This is a genomic window from Mesorhizobium sp. M1066 (genome assembly GCF_040318635.1).
Taxonomy (GTDB): domain Bacteria; phylum Pseudomonadota; class Alphaproteobacteria; order Rhizobiales; family Rhizobiaceae; genus Mesorhizobium.
Map to the genome: position 1 here is coordinate 1 of NZ_JAMYMR010000013.1, position 25,265 is coordinate 25,265.

The 25,265-nt window shown below is 63.9% G+C and carries 27 protein-coding genes; 14 read left to right on the forward strand and 13 right to left on the reverse strand.

Annotated elements, in window-relative coordinates; genetic code table 11:
* A partial coding sequence (locus NKH52_RS17920) for an IS3 family transposase (RefSeq protein ID WP_352967573.1) occupies positions 1 to 94 on the forward strand: 94 nt, incomplete at its 5' end.
* A gap of 41 nt (positions 95 to 135) precedes the next feature.
* Here the strand turns inward: NKH52_RS17920 and NKH52_RS17925 are convergent.
* Both NKH52_RS17925 and NKH52_RS17930 read right to left on the reverse strand, forming a co-directional pair.
* Complete coding sequence (locus tag NKH52_RS17925) at positions 136 to 657, reverse strand: hypothetical protein (protein ID WP_352735678.1); 522 nt, start codon at positions 655 to 657, stop codon at positions 136 to 138.
* A gap of 5 nt (positions 658 to 662) precedes the next feature.
* Positions 663 to 1,886 carry an argininosuccinate synthase gene (locus tag NKH52_RS17930; protein WP_352735679.1) on the reverse strand — a complete coding sequence of 408 codons (1,224 nt, stop codon included), beginning with the start codon at positions 1,884 to 1,886 and terminating at the stop codon, positions 663 to 665.
* A gap of 296 nt (positions 1,887 to 2,182) precedes the next feature.
* Here NKH52_RS17930 and NKH52_RS17935 point away from each other — a divergent pair, with 296 nt between their 5' ends.
* Together NKH52_RS17935 and NKH52_RS17940 are read left to right on the forward strand one after the other, a co-directional pair.
* Complete coding sequence (locus tag NKH52_RS17935; RefSeq protein WP_352735680.1) at positions 2,183 to 4,258, forward strand: putative bifunctional diguanylate cyclase/phosphodiesterase; 2,076 nt, start codon at positions 2,183 to 2,185, stop codon at positions 4,256 to 4,258.
* 124 nt (positions 4,259 to 4,382) lie between these two features.
* On the forward strand, positions 4,383 to 5,024 hold the full coding sequence (locus tag NKH52_RS17940; protein ID WP_352735681.1) for a LysE family translocator: 642 nt from the start codon (positions 4,383 to 4,385) through the stop codon (positions 5,022 to 5,024).
* Positions 5,025 to 5,030: 6 nt separating this feature from the next.
* Here NKH52_RS17940 and NKH52_RS17945 read toward each other — a convergent pair whose 3' ends face one another.
* Genes NKH52_RS17945 through rlmN form a run of 3 tightly spaced genes read right to left on the reverse strand, consistent with a single transcriptional unit; the run spans position 5,031 to position 7,191 of the window.
* Positions 5,031 to 5,510, reverse strand: coding sequence for a hypothetical protein (locus tag NKH52_RS17945; protein WP_352735682.1), 480 nt, complete (start codon positions 5,508 to 5,510; stop codon positions 5,031 to 5,033).
* Complete coding sequence (locus NKH52_RS17950) at positions 5,510 to 5,959, reverse strand: hypothetical protein (protein ID WP_352735683.1); 450 nt, start codon at positions 5,957 to 5,959, stop codon at positions 5,510 to 5,512. The genes NKH52_RS17945 and NKH52_RS17950 overlap by 1 nt, the downstream gene beginning before the upstream one ends.
* Positions 5,956 to 7,191, reverse strand: coding sequence for a dual-specificity RNA methyltransferase RlmN (rlmN, locus tag NKH52_RS17955; RefSeq protein ID WP_352735684.1), 1,236 nt, complete (start codon positions 7,189 to 7,191; stop codon positions 5,956 to 5,958). The genes NKH52_RS17950 and rlmN overlap by 4 nt, the downstream gene beginning before the upstream one ends.
* A gap of 158 nt (positions 7,192 to 7,349) precedes the next feature.
* On the opposite strand from rlmN, the gene NKH52_RS17960 reads away from it, so the two are divergent.
* Positions 7,350 to 8,705 carry a chloride channel protein gene (locus NKH52_RS17960; protein WP_352735685.1) on the forward strand — a complete coding sequence of 452 codons (1,356 nt, stop codon included), beginning with the start codon at positions 7,350 to 7,352 and terminating at the stop codon, positions 8,703 to 8,705.
* 66 nt (positions 8,706 to 8,771) lie between these two features.
* Here NKH52_RS17960 and NKH52_RS17965 read toward each other — a convergent pair whose 3' ends face one another.
* The 3 genes from NKH52_RS17965 to NKH52_RS17975 all read right to left on the reverse strand — a co-directional run bounded on the left by NKH52_RS17965 (position 8,772) and on the right by NKH52_RS17975 (position 10,327).
* Positions 8,772 to 9,275 (reverse strand): invasion associated locus B family protein, encoded by a 504-nt coding sequence (locus NKH52_RS17965; RefSeq protein WP_127296348.1) that lies wholly within the window; start codon positions 9,273 to 9,275, stop codon positions 8,772 to 8,774.
* 269 nt (positions 9,276 to 9,544) lie between these two features.
* A complete protein-coding gene (locus NKH52_RS17970; protein ID WP_127413204.1) occupies positions 9,545 to 9,907 on the reverse strand; it encodes a YkvA family protein in 363 nt (120 codons plus the stop codon).
* Between the two features lie 123 nt (positions 9,908 to 10,030).
* A complete protein-coding gene (locus tag NKH52_RS17975) occupies positions 10,031 to 10,327 on the reverse strand; it encodes a 4a-hydroxytetrahydrobiopterin dehydratase (RefSeq protein ID WP_023811314.1) in 297 nt (98 codons plus the stop codon).
* A gap of 50 nt (positions 10,328 to 10,377) precedes the next feature.
* Here NKH52_RS17975 and NKH52_RS17980 point away from each other — a divergent pair, with 50 nt between their 5' ends.
* Positions 10,378 to 10,896: a low molecular weight protein-tyrosine-phosphatase gene (locus NKH52_RS17980; protein WP_352735686.1), complete on the forward strand. Its 519-nt coding sequence runs from the start codon at positions 10,378 to 10,380 to the stop codon at positions 10,894 to 10,896.
* Here the strand turns inward: NKH52_RS17980 and thpR are convergent.
* Both thpR and NKH52_RS17990 read right to left on the reverse strand, forming a co-directional pair.
* Positions 10,800 to 11,396 carry an RNA 2',3'-cyclic phosphodiesterase gene (thpR, locus tag NKH52_RS17985; RefSeq protein WP_352735687.1) on the reverse strand — a complete coding sequence of 199 codons (597 nt, stop codon included), beginning with the start codon at positions 11,394 to 11,396 and terminating at the stop codon, positions 10,800 to 10,802. The genes NKH52_RS17980 and thpR overlap by 97 nt on opposite strands.
* Before the next feature lie 125 nt (positions 11,397 to 11,521).
* Entirely contained in the window at positions 11,522 to 12,166 is a 645-nt protein-coding gene (locus NKH52_RS17990) for an arylesterase (RefSeq protein WP_352735688.1), read from the reverse strand.
* An 84-nt stretch (positions 12,167 to 12,250) separates the two neighbouring features.
* Here NKH52_RS17990 and NKH52_RS17995 point away from each other — a divergent pair, with 84 nt between their 5' ends.
* The 4 genes from NKH52_RS17995 (at position 12,251) to NKH52_RS18010 (ending at position 17,185) form a co-directional block, all read left to right on the forward strand.
* The gene (locus tag NKH52_RS17995) at positions 12,251 to 12,946 is read left to right on the forward strand and encodes an ABC transporter ATP-binding protein (RefSeq protein WP_352735689.1); all 696 of its coding nucleotides are present in this window, start codon (positions 12,251 to 12,253) and stop codon (positions 12,944 to 12,946) included.
* Entirely contained in the window at positions 12,946 to 15,495 is a 2,550-nt protein-coding gene (locus NKH52_RS18000) for an ABC transporter permease (protein WP_352735690.1), read from the forward strand. Before NKH52_RS17995 ends, NKH52_RS18000 begins: the two co-directional genes overlap by 1 nt.
* Positions 15,496 to 15,722: 227 nt before the next feature.
* Positions 15,723 to 16,502: a Bax inhibitor-1/YccA family protein gene (locus NKH52_RS18005; RefSeq protein ID WP_352735691.1), complete on the forward strand. Its 780-nt coding sequence runs from the start codon at positions 15,723 to 15,725 to the stop codon at positions 16,500 to 16,502.
* Positions 16,503 to 16,612: 110 nt separating this feature from the next.
* Positions 16,613 to 17,185, forward strand: coding sequence for a GNAT family N-acetyltransferase (locus NKH52_RS18010; RefSeq protein WP_352735692.1), 573 nt, complete (start codon positions 16,613 to 16,615; stop codon positions 17,183 to 17,185).
* 93 nt (positions 17,186 to 17,278) lie between these two features.
* On the opposite strand, the gene NKH52_RS18015 is transcribed toward NKH52_RS18010, so the two are convergent.
* Both NKH52_RS18015 and NKH52_RS18020 read right to left on the reverse strand, forming a co-directional pair.
* Complete coding sequence (locus NKH52_RS18015) at positions 17,279 to 17,665, reverse strand: DUF2794 domain-containing protein (protein WP_023811306.1); 387 nt, start codon at positions 17,663 to 17,665, stop codon at positions 17,279 to 17,281.
* 601 nt (positions 17,666 to 18,266) lie between these two features.
* Positions 18,267 to 19,067, reverse strand: coding sequence for a DUF1223 domain-containing protein (locus NKH52_RS18020; protein WP_352735693.1), 801 nt, complete (start codon positions 19,065 to 19,067; stop codon positions 18,267 to 18,269).
* 172 nt (positions 19,068 to 19,239) lie between these two features.
* Here NKH52_RS18020 and NKH52_RS18025 point away from each other — a divergent pair, with 172 nt between their 5' ends.
* Entirely contained in the window at positions 19,240 to 19,911 is a 672-nt protein-coding gene (locus NKH52_RS18025; protein WP_128304276.1) for a ceramidase domain-containing protein, read from the forward strand.
* 80 nt (positions 19,912 to 19,991) lie between these two features.
* Here the strand turns inward: NKH52_RS18025 and acnA are convergent, their stop codons facing one another.
* Entirely contained in the window at positions 19,992 to 22,682 is a 2,691-nt protein-coding gene (gene acnA, locus NKH52_RS18030; RefSeq protein WP_352735694.1) for an aconitate hydratase AcnA, read from the reverse strand.
* Positions 22,683 to 22,961: 279 nt separating this feature from the next.
* On the opposite strand from acnA, the gene ccmA reads away from it, so the two are divergent.
* The 4 genes from ccmA (at position 22,962) to NKH52_RS18050 (ending at position 25,124) form a co-directional block, all read left to right on the forward strand.
* Entirely contained in the window at positions 22,962 to 23,567 is a 606-nt protein-coding gene (gene ccmA / locus NKH52_RS18035; protein WP_352735695.1) for a heme ABC exporter ATP-binding protein CcmA, read from the forward strand.
* A gap of 25 nt (positions 23,568 to 23,592) precedes the next feature.
* Positions 23,593 to 24,258: a heme exporter protein CcmB gene (ccmB, locus tag NKH52_RS18040; protein ID WP_352735696.1), complete on the forward strand. Its 666-nt coding sequence runs from the start codon at positions 23,593 to 23,595 to the stop codon at positions 24,256 to 24,258.
* A gap of 123 nt (positions 24,259 to 24,381) precedes the next feature.
* Complete coding sequence (gene ccmD / locus NKH52_RS18045) at positions 24,382 to 24,549, forward strand: heme exporter protein CcmD (protein ID WP_127268184.1); 168 nt, start codon at positions 24,382 to 24,384, stop codon at positions 24,547 to 24,549.
* A complete protein-coding gene (locus tag NKH52_RS18050; RefSeq protein WP_352735697.1) occupies positions 24,546 to 25,124 on the forward strand; it encodes a DsbE family thiol:disulfide interchange protein in 579 nt (192 codons plus the stop codon). Before ccmD ends, NKH52_RS18050 begins: the two co-directional genes overlap by 4 nt.
* Positions 25,125 to 25,265 lie beyond the last annotated feature (141 nt).

A 25,265-nucleotide genomic window follows, 5' to 3' on the forward strand; every position in this document is an offset into this window, starting at 1 on the left:
CCACTACTACAATCATGATCGCATCAAACTGAAACTGAAAGGGCTGAGCCCTGTGCAATACAGAACCCAGCCCTTAAATCTGCCGCCACCTTAAACTGTCCAACTTTAAGGGGTCAGTTCATGAATGCCGGGTTTTTATTTGATTTCGAGCGTGTAGGAGCAGCCGGCCAGGGTCTTGCCGGGGTGGGACTCGACGGTCGAGACGTTGAGCTTGACGTCGGTGGAGAAGGTCAATCCTTCCGACTCTTCGGTGCTTTGGACAACGACCTTCTCGCCAAGGAATTTTTGCGGCGTGGAAAAAACGGCCATGACGTTGAGTTCTTTGGCAAGCTCCGGCGCGGCAACGCCGTCGAGCACGGCCATCGGCCCCGCAGCGGTAAACACGATCGATCCTGTCTCACGGTTGAACACGCGGATTTTGGCCGGCAGTTCGTATTGGCTGAGAAACGGATTGCCCGAGGCAACCTCCTTCCAGCCAAGCGTTTCAACGGCACCCGATGCGCTGGACAGCCACAGGGCAAAGTCGTTGTAGGCTGGAACGTCCGCCCTGCACTCGATCAGCGCGGGAAGGTCGAGAGAAGCGGGGTCGAACTCCTGGCCGGCGGCCGGCGTCGCCAGAACAACCAGCGGCGCCAGGCAGCGACCGAACCCGCGCATCCGCCCTACTTGGTGCGGTTGCGCGCGGCCAGCGTCCTGAGCCGCAGCGCATTGAGACGGATGAAGCCGGCGGCGTCCTTCTGGTCGTAGGCGCCGCGGTCGTCCTCGAAGGTGACCAGCGCATCCGAATAGAGCGTCTTCTTCGACTTGCGGCCGGTGACCATGACGTTGCCCTTGTAGAGCTTGAGGCGCACCGTGCCTTCGACGTCTTCCTGGCTCTTGTCGATCATCGCCTGCAGCATCAGCCGTTCGGGCGCGAACCAGAAGCCGTTGTAGATCAGCTCGGCGTAGCGCGGCATGAACTCGTCCTTGAGGTGGGCGGCACCTCGGTCGAGCGTGATCGATTCGATGGCGCGATGGGCGGCGATCAGGATGGTGCCGCCTGGTGTTTCGTAGACGCCGCGCGATTTCATGCCGACGAAGCGGTTCTCGACCAGGTCGAGCCGGCCGATGCCATTGTCGCGGCCAAGATCGTTGAGTGCCGCCAGCATGGTCGCCGGCGACAGTTTCTTGCCGTTCAGCGCGATCGGATCGCCCTTCAGGAACTCGATCTCGATCTCGGTGACCTTGTCCGGCGCGTCCATCGGCGAAACGGTGCGCTGATGAACGAATTCCGGCGGCTCCACCCACGGGTCTTCCAGCACTTTGCCCTCGGAGGACGAATGCAAGAGGTTGGCGTCGACCGAGAAAGGTGCGTCGCCCTTCTTGTCCTTCGGCACCGGGATCTGATGCTGCTCGGCGAAATTCATCAGGTCGGTACGCGATTTGAACGACCAGTCGCGCCACGGCGCGATGACCTTGATGTCGGGGTTCAGTGCGTAAGCTGAAAGCTCGAAGCGAACCTGATCGTTGCCCTTGCCGGTGGCGCCATGCGCGATCGCGTCGGCGCCGGTTTCCCGGGCTATATCGACCAGATGCTTGGAGATCAGCGGCCGCGCGATCGAAGTGCCAAGCAGATAGGTGCCTTCATAGACGGTGTTGGCGCGGAACATCGGGAAGACGAAGTCGGCGACGAATTCCTCGCGCACGTCGACGACGCGGATGTCCTTGATGCCCATCATCTCGGCCTTGCGACGGGCCGGCTCGAGTTCGCCGCCCTGGCCGAGATCGGCGGTGAAAGTCACGACTTCGGCGCCGAGTTCAGTCTGCAGCCATTTCAGGATGATGGATGTGTCGAGACCGCCGGAATAGGCGAGCACGACCTTCTTGACGTCTTTGGCCTTGGACATTTCTACTCCGTCGATGGCGGACGCCCCAGCCTGGGCGTCACGGATTGTCGCAGCGCCTTTTAGCAGGAACGGCAGAGCGAGCAAGCACGCGTGCATGCATGGCTTCTGGTCCAGCGCATGGCCGGTGGCCGCCGGCAGCGGAAACAACCTGCTGCAATCAAAGGCTGCATTTGCCGGAAGGACTTAATCAAGTTTTCACGCCGTGCCGCTAACATTCGCGACAAAGCCGCCTCGACCATTTCGGGCGGCTTCTTGCCTGCCTTGTCGCGGGTGTCCTCGGGCTCGGGCCGTTCTTGATGCGCGTTATATCATGCATCGCCATGGAGCATAATCTGTGGCTTGTCCTGCTGGCGGCGCTGATGTGCGTCACCGGCTGCTGGGTGACGATCGGCCTCTTCGACCGTTCGAGAAAAACCACCGGCGTGCAGATGAAGGGCTGGCTGTTCCTGACCGCGGTCGCCGCCGGCTCGTCGATCTGGTGCACCCATTTCATCGCCATGCTGGCCTACCAGCCCGGCGCGCCGATCACCTTCGATCCGGTCCTGACCATGGCATCCCTGGTTATCGCCATCGCCGGCACCGGGCTGGGTTTCACCCTCGCATCCGGCAAGAGCCGGCGCCTGGCCCCGGAATGGGGCGGCGTCGTCGTCGGCCTGGCGATCTCGGCCATGCACTACACCGGCATGATGGCCTATCACGTTGCCGGCATCGTCGAATGGGACGGCTCCTATGTCGTGGCCTCACTGATCATCTCGGCGGTGTTCTCCGCCCTGGCCGTCGGCCATGCCGTGCGCCGGCCATACCGCTGGTCGCACTATCTCGCCATCGGGCTGCTGGTGCTGGCGATCGTCGGCCTGCATTTCACGGCTATGGCCGCGGTGGCGGTGACGCCGCTGTCCTTCATCAGCACAGGCACCAATCCCGATATTCTGGTGGCAATGGCGGTCGCCGTCGCCGTGGTCGGCCTGATCGTCGCAGCTACCGGCTTCGCCAGCTATCTGATCGACGAGCGTGGTCGTTTGGAGAGCTTCGAGCGGCTTCAGCATCTCGCCCTCAACGACGCCCTTACCGGCCTTCCCAACCGGGTCTCCTTCAACGACCGCCTTGACCATGAAATCGACCGGGCATGCGAGGGCGAGGACACAATGACGGCGGTCATCGTCATCGATCTCGACCGCTTCAAGGAGATCAACGACCTCAGGGGGCATGCGGCCGGCGACCAGGCACTCAAGATCGTCGCCCGCAGGCTGTCGAAACTCATCGGCGAGGGCGAATTCGTCGCCCGGCTCGGCGGTGACGAGTTCGCCGCGATCAAGCGCTTCAAGGATCAGAAGGACCTTCTCGGACTGGTCTCGCGACTGGAGAAATCCCTGTTCGAGCCGTTGCGGCTCGACGATTTCGAAATCGCCGCCGGCGCCAGCATCGGCGTCGCCGTCTATCCGCGCGACGGGGCCGACCGCGAGCGGCTGGTCAGCAATGCCGATCTTGCCATGTACCGGGCGAAGAACGACGTCACGCGAGCCGTCTGCTTCTACGAATCCGCCATGGACGAGACGGCGCGGGCGCGCCGCGCGCTGGCCACCGACCTTCGCCAGGCGATCGAGCGCGGCGAGCTTTCGCTCCACTATCAGGTACAGACCTCGGTCCCGACCGGCGCTACCTGCGGCTACGAGGCGCTGCTGCGCTGGACCCATCCGGTGCACGGCATGATCCCGCCCGCCGAATTCATCCCGATTGCCGAGGAGAACGGCTCGATCATGGCGATCGGCGAATGGGTGCTGCGGACCGCGTGCCGCCAGGCGGCCTCGTGGGGCAATGGCCACAAGATCGCGGTCAATTTGTCGCCGGTACAGTTCGCCCATGCCGATCTCGCCAAGCTCGTCCATCAGATCCTGGTCGAGACCGGGCTGTCGCCGAAACGGCTGGAGCTGGAGCTCACCGAATCGACGATCGTCGCCGACAAGGTGCGCACGCTGCATGTGTTGCGCCAGATCAAGGCGCTGGGGGTGACGATCGCGATCGACGATTTCGGCACCGGCTATTCATCGCTCGATACGCTGCGCTCGTTTCCCTTCGACAAGATCAAACTCGACCGCTCGTTCATGGCTGACGTCGAGCGAAGCCCGCAGGCCAAGGCCATCATCCGGGCGGTGCTGACGCTGGGCCGCAGCCTCGACATTCCGGTGCTTGCCGAAGGCGTCGAGACGCATGTCCAGCTCACCATCCTGCAGGTCGAAGGCTGCAACGAGGCGCAAGGCTATTTCCTCGGCCGGCCCAAGCCGATCGACCAGCTCACCAGGGACGCCGATGTCCGCAACGATCAACTCGTCGCGGAGGAGCTGGCGAGGATGCGGCTGAGCAGGCAGGCATAGGACGCCGCGGCCGGCCGTCCAGCGAATGCCGTGCGGACGCCTGCTGGATCGAGATCGGGTCGCTGCTGTGTCTGGCATCGTCATGGCGCATCCTGTATAGGCCTCCCAATCCCTTGGGCCGCTCATGTCGTTCATTCCAGACACCACCACGCTGATCCAGTTCGCCATTGCCACGGTCATCCTGGCGGTCACGCCGGGGCCGGACATGACCCTGTTCGTCTCGCGCACGCTGAGCCAGGGCCGTGCCACCGGCTTTGCCTCGATGGCCGGCGCGCTGTGCGGCACGCTCATCCACACCACACTGGTGGTTGTCGGTGTCTCGGCGCTGATCGTCGCCTCGCCGATGGCTTTCTTCGTGCTGAAGATCTTCGGCGCCGGCTATCTCGTCTTCCTGGCCTGGCAGGCAATCACCAGGGGCTCGGCCTTTTCGCCGGAGAAGAAGACAGGCCCCGAGATTTCGCTGTTGCGCAGCTGGGCGGCGGGCCTCGGCGTCAACCTGCTCAACCCCAAGATCATCCTGTTCTTCATGACCTTCCTGCCGCAGTTCGTCTCCGCGCATGATCCGAACGCACCAGGAAAGCTGTTTTTCCTGGGCACGATGTTCATCGTGCTGTCGATCCCGGTGACCGTGCCGATGGTGCTGGCGGCGGAAAAGTTTTCGGCGGCGATGAAGGCCAGCCCGCGCGTCACACGGGTGGTCGACTATCTCTTTGCCGGCGTGTTCTCCGCCTTCGCGCTCAAGATCCTGACGGCGCAGGCGAAGTAGGCGCCGTCATCCTGTCTGGCCATCCTCTTTTGATCCTGGTTCGCCTTGCCACCAGCTTGCGGCCCAGCGCCCGGCGCTGAGCCAGTAAAAGATACCACCGACCATGCCGCTGCCTATCACGGCCATGATGGCGCTGGTGTCCCTGACGACGAAGGCGGTGTCATCGCTGTGGTCGGCCAGCCCGAGGAAAACACCGGCAACCACCGCGCCTGCCAGCGCATAGAACAGCCAGTCGCGCCGGCCCAGGATTTCGGCAAGCAGGATGACGACAGAGGCCGGCATCAGGGCGAAATAGGCGACGAACAGGGCGGCGAAGGGAATTGAGAAATACAGGGAAGCCGTCGCCGTCGGGTGCGCATGCTCCGGCGTGTAGCCGAGCGATGCCAGCAACAGGATGTTGAGGAAGGCGCTCGCCGCCAGCGAGGCGACGGCATAGCCGAACAGGATGACGGTGAAACGGACGAGGTAGCCGACGAGACGTGCCATCAATCCCGGCCCAGATTCTGTCGCGTGCCGGACCTGCGTCCAGCCAGAAGCCAGTAGACCGAACCGGCGGCGATGCCGGCGGTGGCGAGAAAACCCAGAAAGCCCGGATTGAAGACAAAGCTGCTGGCCGAGCGCGGCATGGATACGCCAAAGGCGATGGACGTGATCGCACCGGTGGCGGCGAAGTAGAACCATCCTCGAAGTGAAAACCGTTCGGCGACAAAGAGCGCCGGGCCGACGATCAACAGCGCGCCGATCATTACTGTCAACACGGCGAGCGGGAACGAGCCCAGCCAGTCGAAGGCGAAAATGATGGACCAGTTGCCGTCTTCGATGCCTTCCAGAAGAGCGATCAGCAGCACCGGCACCAGGATCGAGGTCAGCACCGCGGCGACATAGCCGACGGCCATGATTGCGAAGCGCTTTAGCCAGGCGAAGGGGCGGCTCACGCCTCGCCGTGCCCCGCTATCATCATCGCTTCCAGCGCCAGCCGGTCGACCTTGCGCATGCGCTCGGAGTCGGATTTGAGCTGGCCGCAGGCGGCGAGAATGTCGCGGCCGCGCGGCGTGCGGATCGGCGAGGCATAGCCGGCATTGTTGATGTAATCGGCGAATTTCTCGATCGTCTCCCAGTCCGAGCACTGGTAATTGGTGCCCGGCCACGGGTTGAACGGGATCAGATTGATCTTGGCCGGAATGCCCTTGAGCAGCTTGATCAGGCCTTTGGCGTCCTCGATGGAATCGTTGACGTCCTTCAACATCACATATTCGAAAGTGATGCGCTTGGCGTTGGATAGGCCGGGATAGGCGCGGCAGGCGGCGATCAGTTCGTTGAGCGGATACTTCTTGTTGATCGGCACCAGCAGGTCGCGCAGATCGTCATTGGTGGCATGCAGCGAGATCGCCAGCATGACGCCGATCTCCTCGCCGGTGCGGAAGATTTCCGGCACGACGCCGGAGGTCGACAGCGTGATGCGCCGCTTCGACAGGGACAGGCCGTCACCGTCGGAAGCGATCAGCAGCGCCTTCTTCACCGCCTCGAAATTGTAGAGCGGCTCGCCCATGCCCATCATGACGATGTTGGACACTTTGCGGCCCTCAGCCGGCACTATGGCACCGTCGGGCGTGTCGCGGTCAGGGAAGTCGCCGAGCCGGTCGCGGGCGGTGAGCAGCTGGGCGAGGATCTCTTCAGCCGTCAGATTGCGCACCAGCTTCTGCGTGCCGGTGTGGCAGAACGAACAGGTCAGCGTGCAGCCCACCTGCGAGGAGATGCACAGCGTGCCGCGGCCTTCCTCGGGAATGTAGACGGTTTCGATCTCGACCGGCCGGCCGGCGCCGCGCGGCGGGAAGCGGAACAGCCATTTGCGCGTGCCGTCGGCGGAAATCTGCTCCTCGACGATCTCGGGCCTGGCGACGGTGAAGTGCTTGTCCAGCTCGGCGCGCAGATCCTTGGAGATGTTGAACATGCCGGCGAAATCGGAGACGCCGCGCACATACATCCAGTGCCACAGCTGCTGGGCGCGCATTTTCGCCTGGCGCTCGGGCACGGTGCCTGATGCAACCAGAGCCTCGGCGAGTTCGACCCGCGTCAGGCCGATCAGCGACGGCTTTTCGGGCTGTGCCGCGCGGGCACGCAACGCGTCGCGGGCGCCGTCAGTGGTGAGATCGTATGAAAGGGTCATGGTTGCACTGATATAAGCGGTTTGCGGCCGATTTCACGCATCGTGCCGGAAAGGAAGCGCGGCGCATAGCACAGGTTGACGGCAGAGTCATGGGTTGTGCCGGTTTAACCTCTGGCCTGCACGTGTTAGGGCTCGATACTCCACGATCGAGGACAGACATGGCCGGCACATCGCGAAGATATCCCATGCTGCGGCGTTCGCGCGCGATGTGGGGCTCACGGCGGGTGTGGCAGCCGCGCCTGGTGTTCTGGGCCGGGGCGCTTGGCATCGGTGTGATCAGCGTGCTGTTCGCGGTGCTGGCGGACAGGGCGCAGGAACTGTTTCACCTGATGACAGGAGACGCAGGCGGCTGGCGTTTCTATCTCCCGCTTGCCATTACGCCGTTGGGTTTCGTGGTGTGCGCCTGGCTTGCCCACGCCTTCTTTCCCGGCTCGCAAGGCAGCGGCATTCCGCAGGCGATCGCCGCACGCCATCTGCGCGACGACGATGACCGCGGCCACATCCTGTCCCTCAAACTGGTGGTCGGCAAAATCATGCTCACCATCGTCGGCCTGTTCTGCGGCGCCTCGATCGGCCGCGAGGGTCCGACCGTGCAGGTCGGCGCGTCCCTGATGCTGCAGGCGGCACGCTGGGGCGGCATGGTCCAAGCCCGGGGTCTGATCCTTGCCGGGTCGGCCGCCGGCATCGCCGCCGCCTTCAACACGCCGCTGGCCGGCATCGTCTTCGCCATCGAGGAGATGGGCCGCACCTACGAGGCGCGCACCAACGGCTTGGTGCTGACGGCGGTGATCCTGGCCGGCCTCGCCTCGCTCGGCCTGCTCGGTAACTACACCTATTTCGGCGTCGCCAGGGACACGATCTCGTTTGCCGCCGAGTGGCCGCTGGTGCTTGCCTGCGGCATCATCGGCGGCGGGTTCGGCGCGCTGTTTTCGCTGCTGGCGTTGAAGGCGACACGCTGGATCCGGCGCTGGAGCACAGGCCAGCCTTTGCGGCGCGCCTTGCTGGTCGCGGCCGTCTGCGGGCTGCTGGTTGCAGTGATCGGCATCGCCTCGGGCGGGCTGACCTTCGGCACCGGCTATATGCAGGCGCGCGGGGCGGTCGAAGGCACGCCGCTGCCATGGTTCTTCTTTGCCGAAAAGTTCCTGGCGGGACTGCTGTCGATGATCTCGGGCATTCCGGGCGGCATTTTCGCGCCCTCGCTGGCGGTCGGCGCCGGCATCGGCAGCTCGCTCGGCCTTCTCTTCGGCGCCGGCACGGGGGCGGCGGCGCTGCTCGGCATGGCTGGCTATTTCGCCGGTGTCGTCCAGGCGCCGATGACGGCCTTCGTCATCATTCTGGAGATGACCGGCAATCACGACAATGTCATCGCGCTGATGCTGGCCTCGATGCTGGGCTATGGCACGGCGCGCATGATCTCGCACGAACCGCTCTACCACACGCTGTCGCGTGTCTTCATCGCCGAGGCGATCCGGCGCCGCCGAGCGGAGGCCGGGCCGGGATCGGGGCAAGGCTGAAAGCAAAAAGACCGGGCTTTGCGGCCCGGCCTTTCATTCGAACGAAGTGCTTGCTTGCACTCTTGCCTATTTGCACTTGGCAATCGACGTCAGCGCCGCCGAAATGCCCTTCAGCGAGAAGACGTAGCTGGTCGGGTTGCCGCGGCCGGACTTCGCCGTCACCTTCATGTCGGTGCCGGTCTTCATGGCGGCGATCAGCACCGGCTCCTCGGCGGCATTCTCGACCCAGGCCGACTTGCCGCGGGTGAACATCGAAAACGTCTTCTTGTCGATGGTCACGGTGGCCTTGGAGCCGTCCTGGAAGTTGTAGCCGGCAATGAATTGCGGCTCGTAGGACACTTGCTGGCCGGGTCGCTGGCTGACGAAGAAGAACATGTCGCCATGGTCGAGCGTCGGCGGCTGCTTGTCGGTCGGCACGGTCAGGACATAGCAGACCTTGCCGCCCGACGCCTGGTAGCTGTAGGTGCCCCAGGCATTGTGCTGGCCGATTTTGGTCGCCGACTGCGCCAGTGCCGGCGCTGCCACGGCCACCAGGGCCAGACTCGAAACTATAGCAATCAATCCGCGCATCGCTTTTCCCGTATTCCAAATGGTGCGGAGGCAGGCCGGCTTGGCGTCCTGCCCGTCGCTTCATTTTGATTTAATCTGGGTTACCAAACGGTGAATTTCCGAAGAGAAAAGGAGCCTCACCCCGAGGAAACCGCCGCCATTCCCGCGCCTCCGCCTTGCGAGCGGCTGGCGCGACATCCCTTTGGCGACTTGGAGGCCACGAAAGCGGCAAGAGTTTGACTTTTTACGCTGCCGCAGAAAGCCGGCTTCAACGGCGTCCGTGCGCGAGTTCAGCCCTTGTCGGCCATGGCGTCCCTGGCGGCCTGCCGGTGCGCAGTGGTGATGTGGGCACTGACGGCGGTGATCGCGGCGGTGAGCACGGCGATGTCGTCGGTGAAGCCAAGCCCGAAGACGAAGTCGGGGATGACATCCACCGGCAGCACGAAATAACCGAGCGCGGCCAGCAGAATGCCTTTGGCGCGCAGCGGCGTGTTCTTGTCCATGGCGCAGTAATAGGCGGCCACAACCTCTTCCATGAAGGGGATCTGCCGCGCCGCCTTCTTGGCTGTGCGCCAGAATTTCTCGCGCACTTCGCTCTCGTCTGCCAGCTTGCCGCCAAAGCCGAAGAAATCAAAACCGGATTGTTGCGCCATCAGTCTCTCCTTGCAGGGCCCGTGCGCATCCCGGCGCATGCCCGCGGGGGAAAATGTGGTGAAACCCGACCCCCGCTACAAGATGCCGGTGCCGATTTGGGCCCGCCGAGGCGATACCAGGCCTCAGGCGCCGGCAAAACGGTTCATTTTCTTGGCCAGATCGATATCGAGCGCGGTGACGCCGCCGGCGTCGTGAGTGTTCAGCGTCACGTCGACTGTCTTGTAGACGTTCGACCAGTCGGGATGATGGTCCATCGTCTCGGCGGCAAGCGCGACGCGGGTCATGAAGGCGAAAGCCTCGGAGAAATTCGCGAAGGTGAATGTGCGCTTGATGGAGGCGCCGTCTTCCGCCAGCGCCCAGCCGTCGAGACCGGTCAATGCAGCTTCAGCGGCTTGCCTGCCCAGTTTCTCTCTCGCCATGTCCATATCCTGTGCTATTCGAAAACGACCCTCACCATAGCGACGGATCGATGAACGCGAAGCCCATAAATTCCATTCTCTTCGTCTGCCTCGGCAACATCTGCCGGTCGCCGCTGGCGGAAGGTGTCTTCCGCGCCGTTTGGGCCGAGCGCGGGTCGGGCCGGGATATGCTGCTCGATTCAGCGGGAACCAGTGACTGGGAGGCCGGCTCTGCCCCCGATCGACGCGCGATCGCGATTGCGGTGCGGCACGGCGTCGACATTTCCGGGCAGAGGGCGCGCAAGGTCACGCCGCAGGACCTCCACCGTTTCGACCTGATCCTCGGCATGGACCGGTCGAATGTCGCCGACCTGAAGGCGCTGGCGCCGGCGGCCGTGCAGGACCGCATCCATCTGTTCCTGGAGTTCGCGCAGGGAAAATCACGCGACGTGCCGGATCCTTATCATGACGAGGCAGAAGCCTTCGCTTCCGCCTATCGCATGATCCGCGAGGCGTCGGAGGCGCTGGCGACAAGGCTGGAGGCGTGGGCGTCCGTGCCTGACAGCGGCCAGGCTTCCTCGATGATATAGGGTCCGCCGCCGACCGAATCGCGCGACGACATCAGCACGAAACGGCCGATGCGGAACGGCAGCGTCGAGAAATTCCCGCGCGCCGACAGATATTGGGCGACGTCCAGCGGGGTCGAATTGCGTAAGCGCGCCAGCGTCACATGCGGCATGAATTTGCGCGGGTCGGCCGGGATGCCGAGCCGCTGACAGATGCGGTCGATCTCACCTTGAAGCGCGGCCAGATCAGGCGAGGCGGAAGCGCCCGCCCACACCGCATGCGGCTTCTTCTGGCCGAAAGCGCCGACGCCGGACAGCGCCAGCGAGAAGGAAGGGCGGTGGACGCGGTCGAGCGCGTTGGCGATCTCGTCGGCGACATGGCCGGGGACATCGCCGATGAAGCGCAGCGTCAGATGGTAGTTTTCGACATCGATCCAGCGGGCTCCCGGCAAGCCGCCCCGCAGCAGGGACAGCGAAAGGGCAGCGTCACGCGGAATTTCGAGGGCGGTGAAAAGACGCGGCATGAAGAGCCTCCCTTCCTCGAATCGAACTGTCACCTATAGCGAATCATCGATAGTCAAACGGAGCAAGAGGTTTGTTGGCCACAGTCCCTGTTAAAAGCTTGCCGGGCGGAAACAGTTCCAATCCGCTAGGAATCGCCCGGCACTGTCGCGATCACCTTCTCTACCGTCGGCAGGATGCGTTCGACCATCTGGTCGACGCCTTTTGCGCTCGGATGCAGGCCGTCCTCGAGTTGCATGCCGGGCTGGCCGGCGACGCCGTCGAGAAAGAACGGGTAGAGCACGACTTCGTATTTCTTCGCCAGGTCCGGAAAAATGGCGTCGAACGCATTCTGGTAGTCGGGACCGAGATTGGGTGCGGCACGCATGCCGGCCAGAAGCACGGCAATCTTGCGCTGCTTCAGCTTGCTCAGCATCTCGTCGAGGTTCTTCCTGGTGATGTCGGGCGAAACGCCGCGCAGCATGTCGTTGGCGCCGAGTTCGAGGATGACCAGCTGCGTGCCGTCCGGCACCGACCAGTCCAGCCGCGCTAGGCCGCCGCTCGTCGTGTCGCCGGAGACGCCGGCATTGGCGACGATCACATCCTGGCCCCTGGCGCCAAGCGCGGCCTGCAGCCTGTCGGTAAAGCCCTGGTCCGGGCCAAGACCGAAGCCCGCCATCAGGCTGTCACCGAAGCCGACGATCTTGAACGGCTCGGCGCTCGCCGACGACATGGCGCCGCTGATGGCGAGGAAAACTATCAAGCCTGCGGCAATACTGCGTTTGAAAGACATGCGGCAGGCCCCATATGAGCTAGGAATTCTTCAGTCGACGGCTTCCGGCAAGCAGAGCCTTTCCAGATATAGGACGATTTCATTTTGACAGAAGCCGTCATCGCGCTGAAAGATGTATCCCTGACCCTTGGCGAGGGCGCTTCATCGGTCCATGTGCTGAAGCGTGTCAGCCTTGATGTGGCGACGGGCGAGGCGACCGGCATCGTCGGGCCTTCGGGTTCCGGCAAGTCGACATTGCTGATGGTCCTGGCAGGCCTGGAAAGGGTCGATTCGGGTGCGGTTCGAATCGCCGGCGAGCTGCTCAACGGCAAGAGCGAGGACCAGATTGCTTCGTTTCGTGGCCGAAACATTGGCATCGTGTTCCAGTCCTTCCATCTCATTCCCAACATGACGGCGCTGGAAAATGTCGCGGTGCCGCTGGAACTGGCCGGCCATGCCGATCCGTTCTCGGTGGCGGCGCGCGAGCTGGAGGCGGTTGGCCTCAGCGACCGCGTCACCCACTATCCCGGCGAACTGTCGGGCGGCGAGCAGCAGCGCGTGGCGATCGCCCGCGCATTGGCGCCGTCGCCGCGCATCCTGATCGCCGACGAGCCGACCGGCAATCTCGACCAGGCGACCGGGCGGCAGGTCGCCGACCTCTTGTTTGCCAAGGCGGCCGAGCGCGGCATGACGCTGGTGCTGGTGACCCATGATCCGGCGCTCGCGGCGCGCTGCTCGCGCCAGGTTTCGATGCGCTCGGGCCGGATCGAGGCGCCGGCGCCCGTCAAGGTGACGGCCTGATGCCGCTGTCCCGGACGTTGAGGCTCGCGGTCCGCTTCTCGCTGCGCGAGATGCGCGGCGGCCTGTCCGGCTTCCTGATCTTCCTCGCCTGCATCGCGCTCGGCGTCGCGGCCATCGGCGGCGTCAACTCGGTGGCGCGTTCGATCACCGCCGGTGTCGCCAATCAGGGCCAGACGCTGCTTGGCGGCGATCTTCGCTTCCAGATCAACCAGCGTGACGCCAGCCAGGCGGAGCGCAGCTTCCTTGACGGGCTCGGCACGGTTTCCCGGACCGCCAGCATGCGTTCGATGGCGCGTCTGGCCGACGGATCCGACCAGGCGCTGGTCGAGGCCAAGGCGGTCGACAATGCCTATCCGCTCTATGGCACGCTGGAGACCGAGCCGGCACTGTCGAAACAGGAACTGTTCGGCGAAGAGTTCGGCGTCTTCGGTGCGGCGGCACCCGATCTTCTGTTCGAGCGGCTGCACGTCAAGATCGGCGACCGGCTGAAGCTCGGCACCGCCACTTTCGAACTGCGCGCCAGGCTGGTCGCCGAACCGGACGCCGTGTCCGACGGTTTCGGCTTCGCGCCAAGGCTGATGATCTCGACCGACGGGCTGGCGGCCACCGGACTGATCCAGCCGGGCAGCCTGGTCGAGAATGCCTACAAGATCCGCCTACCGGCGGACGCCGACGAGGCGCGGCTGAAGGCCGTCCAGGACCAGGCCGCCACGGATTTCCCCGAAGCAGGCTGGTCGATCCGCACACGCAGCAATGCGGCGCCCGCGCTGTCCTCCAACATCGAACGTTTCTCCCAGTTCCTGACCCTGGTCGGGCTGACGGCGCTGGTGGTCGGCGGTGTCGGCGTCGCCAATGCGGTGCGCGCCTATCTCGACGGCAAGCGCGGCGTCATCGCCACCTTCAAGAGCCTGGGCGCTTCGGGCGGCTTCGTCTTTGCCGTCTATCTCGTGCAGATCCTGATCATAGCCGGATTGGGTATCGTGCTGGGCCTTGTGCTCGGCGCGCTGATGCCGTTCGCGGCGAGTGCGGCCTTGGAATCCGTCATTCCGGTGCCGGCCGCAGGCGGCTTCTATCCCGGCGCGCTCGGCATGGCGGCGCTGTTCGGTCTGCTGGTGACGTTGGCTTTCGCGCTGCTGCCGCTCGGCCGCGCCCGCGACGTGCCGGCAACCGCGCTGTTTCGCGAAATGGGGCTGGAAGGCCGCGGCTTGCCGCGCCCCGCTTATGTCGCGGCGGCCATAGGCATCGCGCTGTTGCTTGCGGCGCTGGCCATTCTGTTCTCGGGCGACCAGCGCATCGCCTCGATCTTTGTCGGCGCTACCGTCTTCGCCTTCCTGGTGCTGCGCGTGGTCGGCGCACTGGTGCAATGGGCGGCCAGGAAGAGCCCGCGCGTGCGCTTCGTGGCGCTCAGGCTCGCCATCGGCAACATTCATCGGCCAGGCGCCCTGACGCCATCGGTGGTGCTGTCCCTGGGGCTCGGCCTGACGCTGCTGGTGACGCTGGCGCTGATCGACGGCAATCTCAGGCGGCAGATTTCCGGCAGCCTGCCGGAACGGGCGCCGAACTTCTTCTTCGTCGACATCCAGAGCGCCGATGTCGCGTCTTTCTCGGCGCTGATCGGCAAGCAGGCGCCGCAGGGCGTGCTGGCCAAGGTGCCGATGCTGCGCGGCCGGGTGATGGCGCTGAACGGTGTCGATGTCGACAAGGTGAAGGTGCCGGCGGAAGGCGCCTGGGTGCTGAGGGGGGACCGCGGCCTGACCTATGACACCAGGCAGCCGGAGAACGCGACGCTGACCGAGGGCAGTTGGTGGCCCGAAAATTACAGCGGCGAACCGCTGGTTTCGTTTTCGGCGCAGGAAGGCAAAGAGATCGGGCTGAAGCTCGGCGACACCATCACCGTCAATGTGCTGGGCCGCAATGTCACGGCCAGGATCGCCAATTTCCGCCAGGTCGAATGGGAGACGATGGGCATCAATTTCGTCATGGTGTTCTCGCCCAACACATTCGCGGGCGCCCCGCATGGCTGGATGGCGACGCTGACCGAAAAGAGTGCCTCGACGGCTGACGACGCCCGCATCCTCAACGCCGTCACCCGCGCCTTCCCTGCGGTGACGACGGTGCGGGTCAAGGACGCGCTCGATGTCGTCAACCGGCTGGTCGGACAGCTCGGCACGGCGATTCGGGCCGCGGCCGGCGTGGCGCTGATCGCCTCGGTGCTGGTGCTGGCCGGCGCGCTCGCCGCCGGCAACCGGGCGCGCATCCATGATGCGGTGGTGTTGAAGACGCTGGGTGCGACACGCACGACGCTGATATCGGCCTTCTCGCTCGAATATATGCTGATCGGGCTGGCCACCGCCATCTTCGCGCTGGCGGCGGGCAGCGCAGCCGCCTGGTTCGTCGTCGCGCGCATCATGACATTGCCGTCGCATTTCATGCCGGAGGTGGCAGTGGCAACCATTCTGTTTTCGCTGGTGGTCACGGTCGGCATTGGTCTCGCCGGCACCTGGCGGGTGCTCGGCCACAAGGCAGCACCGGTGCTGCGCAACCTGTGACGACAGGCCCGGAAAAGGCATCCTGGATTAAATCTTGGTAAGAAAGCCGTTTGGAAAGCCGAGGAATCGGCACTTCGTTGCCTCACGAACCGTTACATCCGGTTACGGTCTTGTTCTTGACGCGAATAACCATCATATTTCGCCACAGGCATGCTGGAGCCCTGCCAGCGGCGCCTGGGTTCGGAAGGACCTGACACCGGACGGGGCAGAAGCAATAGAGGACTACAATGGCTGATCCCATTCGCAACTACCAGACGCGCGCCGTGCCCGGCGTCAGCGTCGGTGCCGACATCGATCAGGGCCTGCGCGCCTACATGATCAAGGTTTACAATCTGATGGGGCTTGGCCTCCTCATCACGGGTCTTGCCGCTGTCGGCACGATCATGCTGGCCACCACCACCGATCCGGCTTCGGCTGTCGCAACGCTGCCAAGCGGCGAGATGCTGACCTCGTTTGGCTATGCGATTTTTGGTTCGCCGCTGCGCTGGGTGGTGATGCTGGCGCCGCTAGCCGCCGTGTTCTTCCTGTCGTTCAGGATTCAGTCGATGAGCGTCGCTGCCGCGCAGACCACGTTCTGGGTCTATGCCGGTCTCGTCGGCCTGTCGCTGTCGTCGATCTTCCTGGTCTATACCACGGCAAGCATCTCGCAGACCTTCTTCGCCACCGCCGCCGCTTTCGGCGCGCTGTCGCTGTTCGGCTACACCACCAAGCGCGACCTGACGGCGATGGGCTCGTTCCTGATCATGGGCGTGTTCGGCATCATCATCGCGTCGGTGATCAACATCTTCCTGCAGTCGTCGGCGCTGTCTTTCGCCGTGTCGGCGATAGGCGTGCTGGTCTTCGCCGGCCTCACCGCCTATGACACGCAGAAGATCAAGGAGATGTATTTCGAGGGCGATGCTACCGATGTCGCCGGCCGCAAGGCGATCATGGGCGCACTGACGCTCTATCTCGACTTCATCAACCTGTTCATGTTCCTGCTGCAGTTCATGGGCGACCGCCGCTAGTTCAGCAGCGCTTGGACCATCGAGTTCCAGAAGGGCGGCCCAACGGCCGCCCTTTTCTTTTGTGCCGGTCTTTGCTGTTGTTGCGAGCAAGGAAACGGCATGCATACACAATGAGCAATATTACGATCCGGCCTGCCACGGTGGCCGACCTCGACAGCGTCGCGGACATCTATGCCGACGCGGTGACCCAAGGCACGGCGAGCTATGAGCTGGAGCCGCCGAGCCGCGCGGAGATGGGTGTTCGATTCGACAGCCTGATGGCCGGCGGCTTTCCTTACCTGGTGGCGGAGAAGGACGGCACTGTTCTCGGCTACGCCTATGCCGGCGCCTTCCGGCCGCGCCCGGCCTATCGCTTCATCGTCGAGGATTCGGTCTATGTCGCGCCCGAGGCCAAGGGCCAGGGCGTCGGGCTCAAGCTGATGCAAAGCCTGATCGAGGCGGTGACGACGGCGGGCTTTCGCCAGATCATCGCGGTGATCGGCGATGGCCGTCCCGACAGTGCCTCGGTGCGGCTGCACGAAAAGCTAGGCTTTCGCCATTCGGGACGTCTTGAAGGCTCCGGTTACAAGCACGGGCGCTGGCTGGACACGGTGTTCATGCAGCTGTCGCTGAATGGCGGTGCCTCGGCGCCGCCCGATCCGAGCTCGCTGCCAGAGCGGAAGTTTCGCCTTAGAGGGGACTGAAGCGAGGAATTGAAGGCGGTTACATCAGGCGTCGAGCGCCCTTTTCTTCAATTCTTCAATTCTTCAATTCTTCAGTTTCTTCAATTCCGTAGCTCAAGCCTCTACAACCTTGAGCTTGCTGTCGAACACACCAAGCACGCGGCCAAGTTCCTGACCGCGCTTCAAGATGCGGCCGCCGGCGGCGATGACGGCAAAAGCGCCCTGCTTGCGGGCCAGTTTCGGATCCTTGACGATCTGGAACAGCGGCACTTCACTGGTGCGGCGGAATACGGAAAACACGGCGCGGTCCGCAAGATGATCGATGGCGTAGTCGCGCCATTCATTGGCGGCGACCATGCGTCCGTAGAGCCTGAGGATCTGGTCCAACTCGCGGCGGTCGAACCGCACCGGCTGATCGAGACGTTCGCGTCGCGCCTCGTGCAGCGGGATCAATATCGCGGATGCGTCCCCATCCCCCGTCCCGCCGCTGTCATCCGTCATGCCTCGATCCTTCAAAATGAATCTTTGCCAACCAAAGTTGGCGTGTTCGCGACTGAATTGCAAGGCCCGGCGAACCGAGCCCCGCGCCGCGCCGTTTTCGTCACGTCCAGTCACTTTTATGAAACGCCGTGTTGGAATTGGTGATGTTCCGCCACATTTCTGCCTTTTTTTATCCGCGCTCATGCCCCAATGTCCGACGAATTTACCGGTGTTGCCTGAGACGGTTCGGTCCGGCACCGGCTCGTAAACCCCAAGCCCCCCGCCCACGGGTCTGCGTCGGATCGAACCAACCTCGGTTCTTCTTCGGAAGAATCGGGTGCGACGATCCCAAAACCTAAATGACCGACGTCAGAAGCAAGCTGACGTCGGTTTTTTATTGGGTGGTGAGTCGAGTGCGGTTTCACCGAGCGTCGCGTCCCCCTCACCCGGATTGCCAACCGAATTGCGAAGGGGCAATTCGGGACAATCCGACCTCTCCCCGGGGGGAGAGGAGATCGCGGGGGCGCTTTATCTCTTCTCCCCTCGGGGAGAAGGTGGTCGCGAAGCGGCCGGATGAGGGGCCATCCACAGTCCTAGCGAAGATGGGGGGCGCCGGCGTCCGTTACGGCTTGTGGATGAACGCGGCGCCGAGAATGGGACCGGGCATGCCGTCCTTGCCGACCGACTGCAGCAGCACGGCGCAGCCGCCCTTTTTGGCAATCTCGCTCATCGGCAGTTCGTAGCGCTGTGCCTTGCCATGCCACATGCCGGCGGTCTGTATCCCGGTGACGGCGTTCCAGTAGGTCATCTTGCGGCCGGTATTCTCGCCCTCGCCGACCTTGATCGTCTGCGGCGGGTCGAAATAGACGATGACGACATGGGCGTCGCTGGGGCCGTTGCCGGCATCGCCGGCGTCGATCGTCACACGGTCGCTGGTGCGGCTGACCTTGACGGCGACGCGCATGCCTTCGCCGCTCTTGGCCATGCGGGCGAGCGCGCCATCGACCTCGCCGCGGCTGGCGCCGTTGACGTGGACACGGCCATTGATGACGGCCTGCGGCGTATAGACGGAGCGGCTGCCGAAGGCGCGCATGTAGTCGTATTGCCGCTCGGTGTTCTCCTTGCGGCCCAGCGTGTCCTGCCAGCCGAGATAGTCCCAATAGTCGACGTGATAGGCGAGCGCGACGATATCTTCCTTGGCGGCAAGTTCGGAGAACAGCGTATCGGCCGGCGGGCAGGAACTGCAGCCCTGGCTGGTGAACAGCTCGACCACGCCCAATGGCCTGTCGATCTGGGGCCTGTCGATCTGGACCCGGTCGGCATGGGCGCGATCGGATTCGCCGGCATGCCCGGCGCCGGCAGACGCCGAGAAGGCCAGCGCAAGAGCTGCCAGCCACAATGATTTTCGCGAGGCCATGGCCATTCCGATTCCCGCCGGTGGTGCCGGCTTTATCTTGATTGCTAAAATATGTGGCAGAACCGGAAGTCAACGGGAAGTCACGTTGCAGTGAAATTTTGCCATTGCAGCCGACCGCAACCCCGCAATAGGAAGGATCTGCGCTTCAGGATAGAAACCGATTCGGGCGGCAATCACGATGTGGCAAACGTTTTTGGCGCCGGTCGACCTCTATTGCGAGCGGACCGGCCCGGAATTCTGGTCCGAACCGGTCAACGCCCTGACCAATCTCGCCTTCATCGCCGCCGGCCTGTGGGGCGTGCGCGAGGTGCGAAGGCTGGGCACCGGCGCCTTCGCCGAGGTGCTGGCCTGGTGGGTGGTGGCGATCGGCATCGGCTCGACGATCTTTCACACCTTTGCGACCAAGGGCACGGTCTGGGCCGACGTGCTGCCGATCGCCGGCTTCACGCTGGCCTACACGCTGTTCAATCTGCGTCGCTTCCTCGGCATGCGATGGGGCAAGGCCATCGCCATCTTCATCGCTTTCTATGTGCTTGCCGGGGCGATAACCCTTGCCGTGCCGGACTGGCTGCGCCAGGCGTCGAACGGTACGACGGGCTATCTGCCGCCGTTCCTGGCGCTCGCCTTCTTCGGTGTCTGGGTGACGGTGAGCGGCAATCGCGCCGGCTGGTATAATCTGGCGGGGTCGGCGATCTTCGTCGTGTCCGTCATCTGCCGGATGATCGACCCGGTGGTCTGCGGCAGCTTTCCGCTCGGAACGCACTTCCTCTGGCACATCCTCAATGGCGTGATGCTCAGCGTGCTTTTGGCGGCAGCGGCGCGGTTTGGGAAGCCGAAGGTAGGGGAATAGGGGAATAGGGGAATAGGGGAATAGGGGAATAGGTCTTCACCTTCCCTACTCCCTTACTGCCCTACTCCCTTACTCCCGTACTAAGCAGCCAGATCGCGCAGCACGTATTGCAGGATGCCGCCGTTCTTGAAGTAATCGAGCTCATCCAGCGTATCGATGCGGCAGATGATCGGCACATTCTTCACCGTGCCGTCGCCATAGGTGACCTTGGCGATCATCGTCTGGCGCGGTTTGATGGTGCTCAAGCCGTCGATCTCGACCAGCTCGTCTCCCTTGAGGTTGAGCGATGCCCATGAGGTGCCTTCCTCGAAGACGAAGGGGATAACGCCCATGCCGACCAGGTTCGAGCGATGGATGCGCTCGAAGGACTGGGCGATGACCGCGCGGACACCAAGGAGATTGGTTCCCTTGGCCGCCCAGTCGCGCGACGAGCCGTTGCCGTATTCGACGCCGGCGAAGACAACCAGCGGCACGCCTTCCCTTTTGTATTCCATCGCCGCGTCGTAGATCGATTCCTCTTCCTTCGACGGGTAGTGGATGGTGTAGCCACCCTCGCGGCCGTTCTCGCCCAGCATGTGGTTGCGGATGCGGATGTTGGCGAAGGTGCCGCGCATCATCACCTCGTGATTGCCGCGCCGCGTGCCGTACTGGTTGAAGTCGGCGACGCCGACGCCGTGGTCGGTGAGGTATTTGCCGGCCGGCGAGGCCGCCTTAATCGATCCGGCCGGCGAAATGTGGTCGGTGGTGATCTTGTCGCCGAACAGGCCGAGTACGCGGGCGCCCTTGATGTCGCCGATCGTGCCGAAACCTGACGTCATGCCGGCGAAATAGGGTGGGTTCTGCACATAGGTCGAGTTGTCGTCCCAGGCATAGGTCTGGCCTTCCGGCGCCTTGACGTTCTGCCAGTACTCGTCGCCCTTGAAGACGTCGGCATATTTGCGGGCGAACAGCTCGCGGGTGACGTTCTTCTCGATGAACTCCTGGATCTCGGCCGAGCTCGGCCAGATATCCTTGAGGTAGACCGGCTCGCCGTTCTTGTCCTCGCCGAGCGGCTCGGTGGTCAGGTCCTTTGTGACGGTGCCGGCCAGCGCGTGCGCGACGACCAGCGGCGGCGAGGCCAGATAGTTCGCCTGCACGTCGGGCGAGACGCGGCCTTCGAAGTTGCGGTTGCCGGACAAGACCGCGGCAGCGATCAGGCCCTTGTCGTTGATGGTCTTCGAGATCGGCGCCGGCAGCGGGCCGGAATTGCCGATGCAGGTGGTGCAGCCGAAGCCGACCAGGTTGAAGCCGATCTGATCGAGTTCCTTCTGCAGGCCGGATTTCTCCAGATACTCGGCGACCACCTGGCTGCCCGGCGCCAGCGAGGTCTTCACCCATGGCTTCTGCTTCAAACCGAGGCGGTTGGCGTTGCGGGCCAGGAGGCCGGCGCCGATCAGCACACTCGGGTTCGAGGTGTTGGTGCACGAAGTGATGGCGGCGATGACGACGTCGCCATGACCGAGATCATGGTCGGTGCCTTCGACTGCGTAGCGCTTGGAGATTTCGGCGGCCTTCTTGTATTCGGTCTCCATCGCCTTGGCGAAGCCTTCCGGAATGCCTTCCAGGGCGACGCGGCCCTCGGGCCGCTTGGGTCCGGCCATCGACGGCACGACGGAGCCAAGTTCCAGCTCGAGCAGATCAGTGAACACCGGATCGGTCGAGCCGGTCTCACGCCACATTCCTTGAGCCTTGGCATAGGCCTCGACCAGCGCGATGCGGTCCTCGCTGCGGCCGGACATTGTGAGGTAGCGGATGGTTTCCGAGTCGACCGGGAAGAAGCCGCAGGTGGCGCCATATTCGGGCGCCATGTTGCCGATGGTGGCGCGGTCGGCCAGCGTCATGTTGGAGAGGCCCGGCCCGAAGAACTCGACGAACTTGCCGACGACGCCCTTCTTACGCAGCATCTGGGTGACGGTGAGGACGAGGTCGGTGGCGGTGACGCCTTCTTTGAGCTTGCCGGTGAGGCGGAAGCCGATCACCTCAGGCAAAAGCATGGAGACAGGCTGGCCGAGCATGGCCGCCTCGGCCTCGATGCCGCCAACGCCCCAGCCGAGCACGCCAAGGCCGTTGATCATGGTGGTGTGCGAATCGGTGCCGACGCAGGTGTCGGGATAGGCTGTCGTTTCGCCGTCCTCGGTGTTGGTCCACACCACCTGGCCGAGATATTCGAGGTTGACCTGATGGCAGATGCCGGTGCCAGGCGGCACGACGCGGAAGTTGCGGAACGCCTGCTGGCCCCATTTGAGGAATTTGTAGCGCTCCTCGTTGCGCTCATATTCCAGCTCGACATTGCGGGCGAAGGCCATCGGCGTGCCGAATTCGTCGACGATGACGGAATGGTCGATGACGAGGTCGACCGGCACCAGCGGGTTGATCTTCTGCGGATCGCCGCCGAGCGAAGCCATGGCGTCGCGCATCGCGGCAAGGTCGACCACGGCCGGAACGCCGGTGAAATCCTGCATCAGCACGCGGGCCGGGCGATAGGCGATCTCGACACCGGCGGTGCCCTTGTCGGTCAGCCAGCCGGCCACCGCCTGGATCGATTCCTTGGTGACGGAGCGGCCGTCCTCGTTGCGCAGCAGGTTTTCCAGCAGCACCTTCATCGAATAGGGCAGCTGCGAGATGCCGGTGAGACCGTTCTTCTCGGCCTCGATGAGGTCGAAATAGGCATACTCCGCGCCGCCTGCGGTCAGCGTGCGGCGGCAATTGAAACTGTCGAGGGATTTTGACACGTGCGATCCTTGTCTGTTCAGCCTGAAAGGGAACGGACGCCGATGGCATGCAATCACGCGCAAAGGTGCGGGTACGGCCATTTCCGCTGTCCGTTCCCAAGCAACCCGAGCCGTTCAAGGCGGCGCGTGCGCTGGTTCGGCGCTAATTCTGTTCCCGTGCCGACCGCTGGCACGGATGCACCGCATATAGAGAATTTTCTGGAATAGTTCTAGACAGTTGAAAGCAAATTTGTGCGATGCGGCAGCGGCCGCGACACATGGTTTCAGGGCAGGCGAGGAATGCGGCTGATCGCCGAAAATCTGTGCGGCGAGCGAGGCGGCGAGGCGGTGTTTTCCGGCATCGATTTTGCCTTGGAGGAGCGTCGGGCGCTCATCGTCACCGGGCCGAACGGATCGGGCAAGTCGACCCTGCTGCGGGTCATCGCCGGGCTGCTGCCGGCGGCGGAAGGCAGCGTGAAGATTGAAGGTGGCGGCGAAGCGTTCCCATCGATCGCGTCGGCCTGTCACTACCTTGGCCACCAGAACGCAATGAAGCCGGCGCTCAGCGTGGCGGAGAATTTGCGCTTCTGGCGCGACTTCAACGGCGACGGACAGCTCGGCGTCGAAGAGGCGCTGGAAACGGTCGGGCTCGGTGGCATCGGCCATCTGCCGTTCGGCTATCTGTCGACCGGGCAACGGCGCCGGGCGGCGATCGCGAAACTGCTGGTCAGCCACCGGCCATTGTGGTTGCTGGATGAGCCGACAGCAGGGCTGGACAAGGCGTCGGAGGCGCGGTTTGCGGGGTTGATGGCCAAGCATTGCACGGATGGCGGGATGATTGTCGCGGCGACGCATCTGCCGCTGGGGATCGAGGGAATGGAGTTGAGGATGGGGGAAACGGGTTGATGATGGCGCGCGAGCATCTCATACCATGCTAGCCCTCTTCGCCCGCGACATCCGCCTCAACATCCGTGCGGGCGGCGGGGCGCTGACCGGGGTCATCTTCTTCCTTGCCGTCATCGCCACCATCCCGTTCGGTGTCGGGCCGGACCTGAAGCTGCTGGCCCGCATCGGACCGGCCATCCTGTGGATCGGCGCGCTGCTGTCCTGCCTGCTCGGTCTCGACCGACTGTTCCAGGCCGACCGCGAGGACGGCTCGCTCGATCTCCTGGTGCTCGGCAATGACCGCCACATGCTGGCCTTGACGGTGCTGGTGAAATGCCTGGCGCATTGGGCGGGCAGCGTGCTGCCGCTGGTGGTCGCCGCGCCCCTGCTCGGGCTGTTCATGAACATGGAGCCGCTCGGCATCGGCGCCACGGCGCTGACCCTTCTGGTCGGCACGCCGGCCATCACGTTCATCGGCGCCGCCGGTGCTGCTGTGGCAGTGGCGCTGCCGCGTGGCGGGCTGCTGATCTCGGTGCTGGTGCTGCCGCTGACCATTCCGGTGCTGATCTTCGGCGTTTCGGCAAGCTATGGGGCGACCGCCAATCCCGATCCGTTTCTGCAGCCCTTCCTCATTCTTGCCGCGCTGACCCTGTTTCTTGGCGTGCTGGGTCCGGTCTCGGCGGCGCTGGCGCTGCGCCATGGCACGGATTGACGCGGCGTATGACTGCGGCGCGGCGACCGATTGCGAAGCCGACGGAGCGAGGCTAAGGAAAAGCATGTCTAGACTGGGCGACATGATCGGCTTGGAAGGCCGCACTTCAGCGGGGCCTGCCGCATGAGCGCGCATGCACTCTACGTGACCGCCGCCTACGGCATCACGGCCGTGGTGCTGGCCGGATTGATCGGCTGGATCCTGCTCGACCAGCGGGCGCGCAAGCGTGAGCTTGCCGAACTGGAGGCGTCCGGCGTGCGGCGGCGCTCCGACAAGGCGGCAAAGCCATGAGCACCGAAACGGAAACGCCGCCCCCGCGCACTCGTCGCCTGTTCGTGCTGTTGCCGCTGCTGATCTTCCTCGGCCTGGCCGGACTGTTCCTGTCGCAGCTGCTGTCGGGGCGCGATGTTTCGGAAGTGCCGTCGGCCCTGATCGGCCTGCCTGCGCCGCAAACCAGCCTGCCGGCGCTGGAGGGGTCAAACCTGCCGGGGCTCGATTCGAAAACCTTCGCCGGCAAGGTCACATTGGTCAACGTCTTCGCGTCGTGGTGCGCGCCATGCCGCGAAGAGCACCCGGTGCTTCTGGCGCTGTCGCAGGACAAGCGTTTCACCATGGCGGCGCTGAACTACAAGGACCGGCCCGAAAACGCACGCCGGTTCCTCGGCGATCTCGGCAATCCGTTCCAGGCGATAGGGGTCGACGAAGCGGGCCGCGCGGCGATCGACTGGGGCGTCTATGGCGTGCCGGAAACCTTCGTCATCGGCAAGGACGGCAAGATCGCCTACAAGCATGTCGGCCCGCTGACGCCCGAGACGGCGAGAGATCTCTTGCTGCCGCAGATCGACAAGGCGCTGGCGGTGCATTGATATTCAGGTGATGCCGGCCTGCAAACGGCGGCTTCCTGCGCTTCCGGTGCTCACGTACTTAAGTACGCTCCGCTCCGGTTCTCGGAAACCACCGTTTTCGTCTCGGCCTGACCTGAATCTCAATGCACCTTGGCGGCGCGT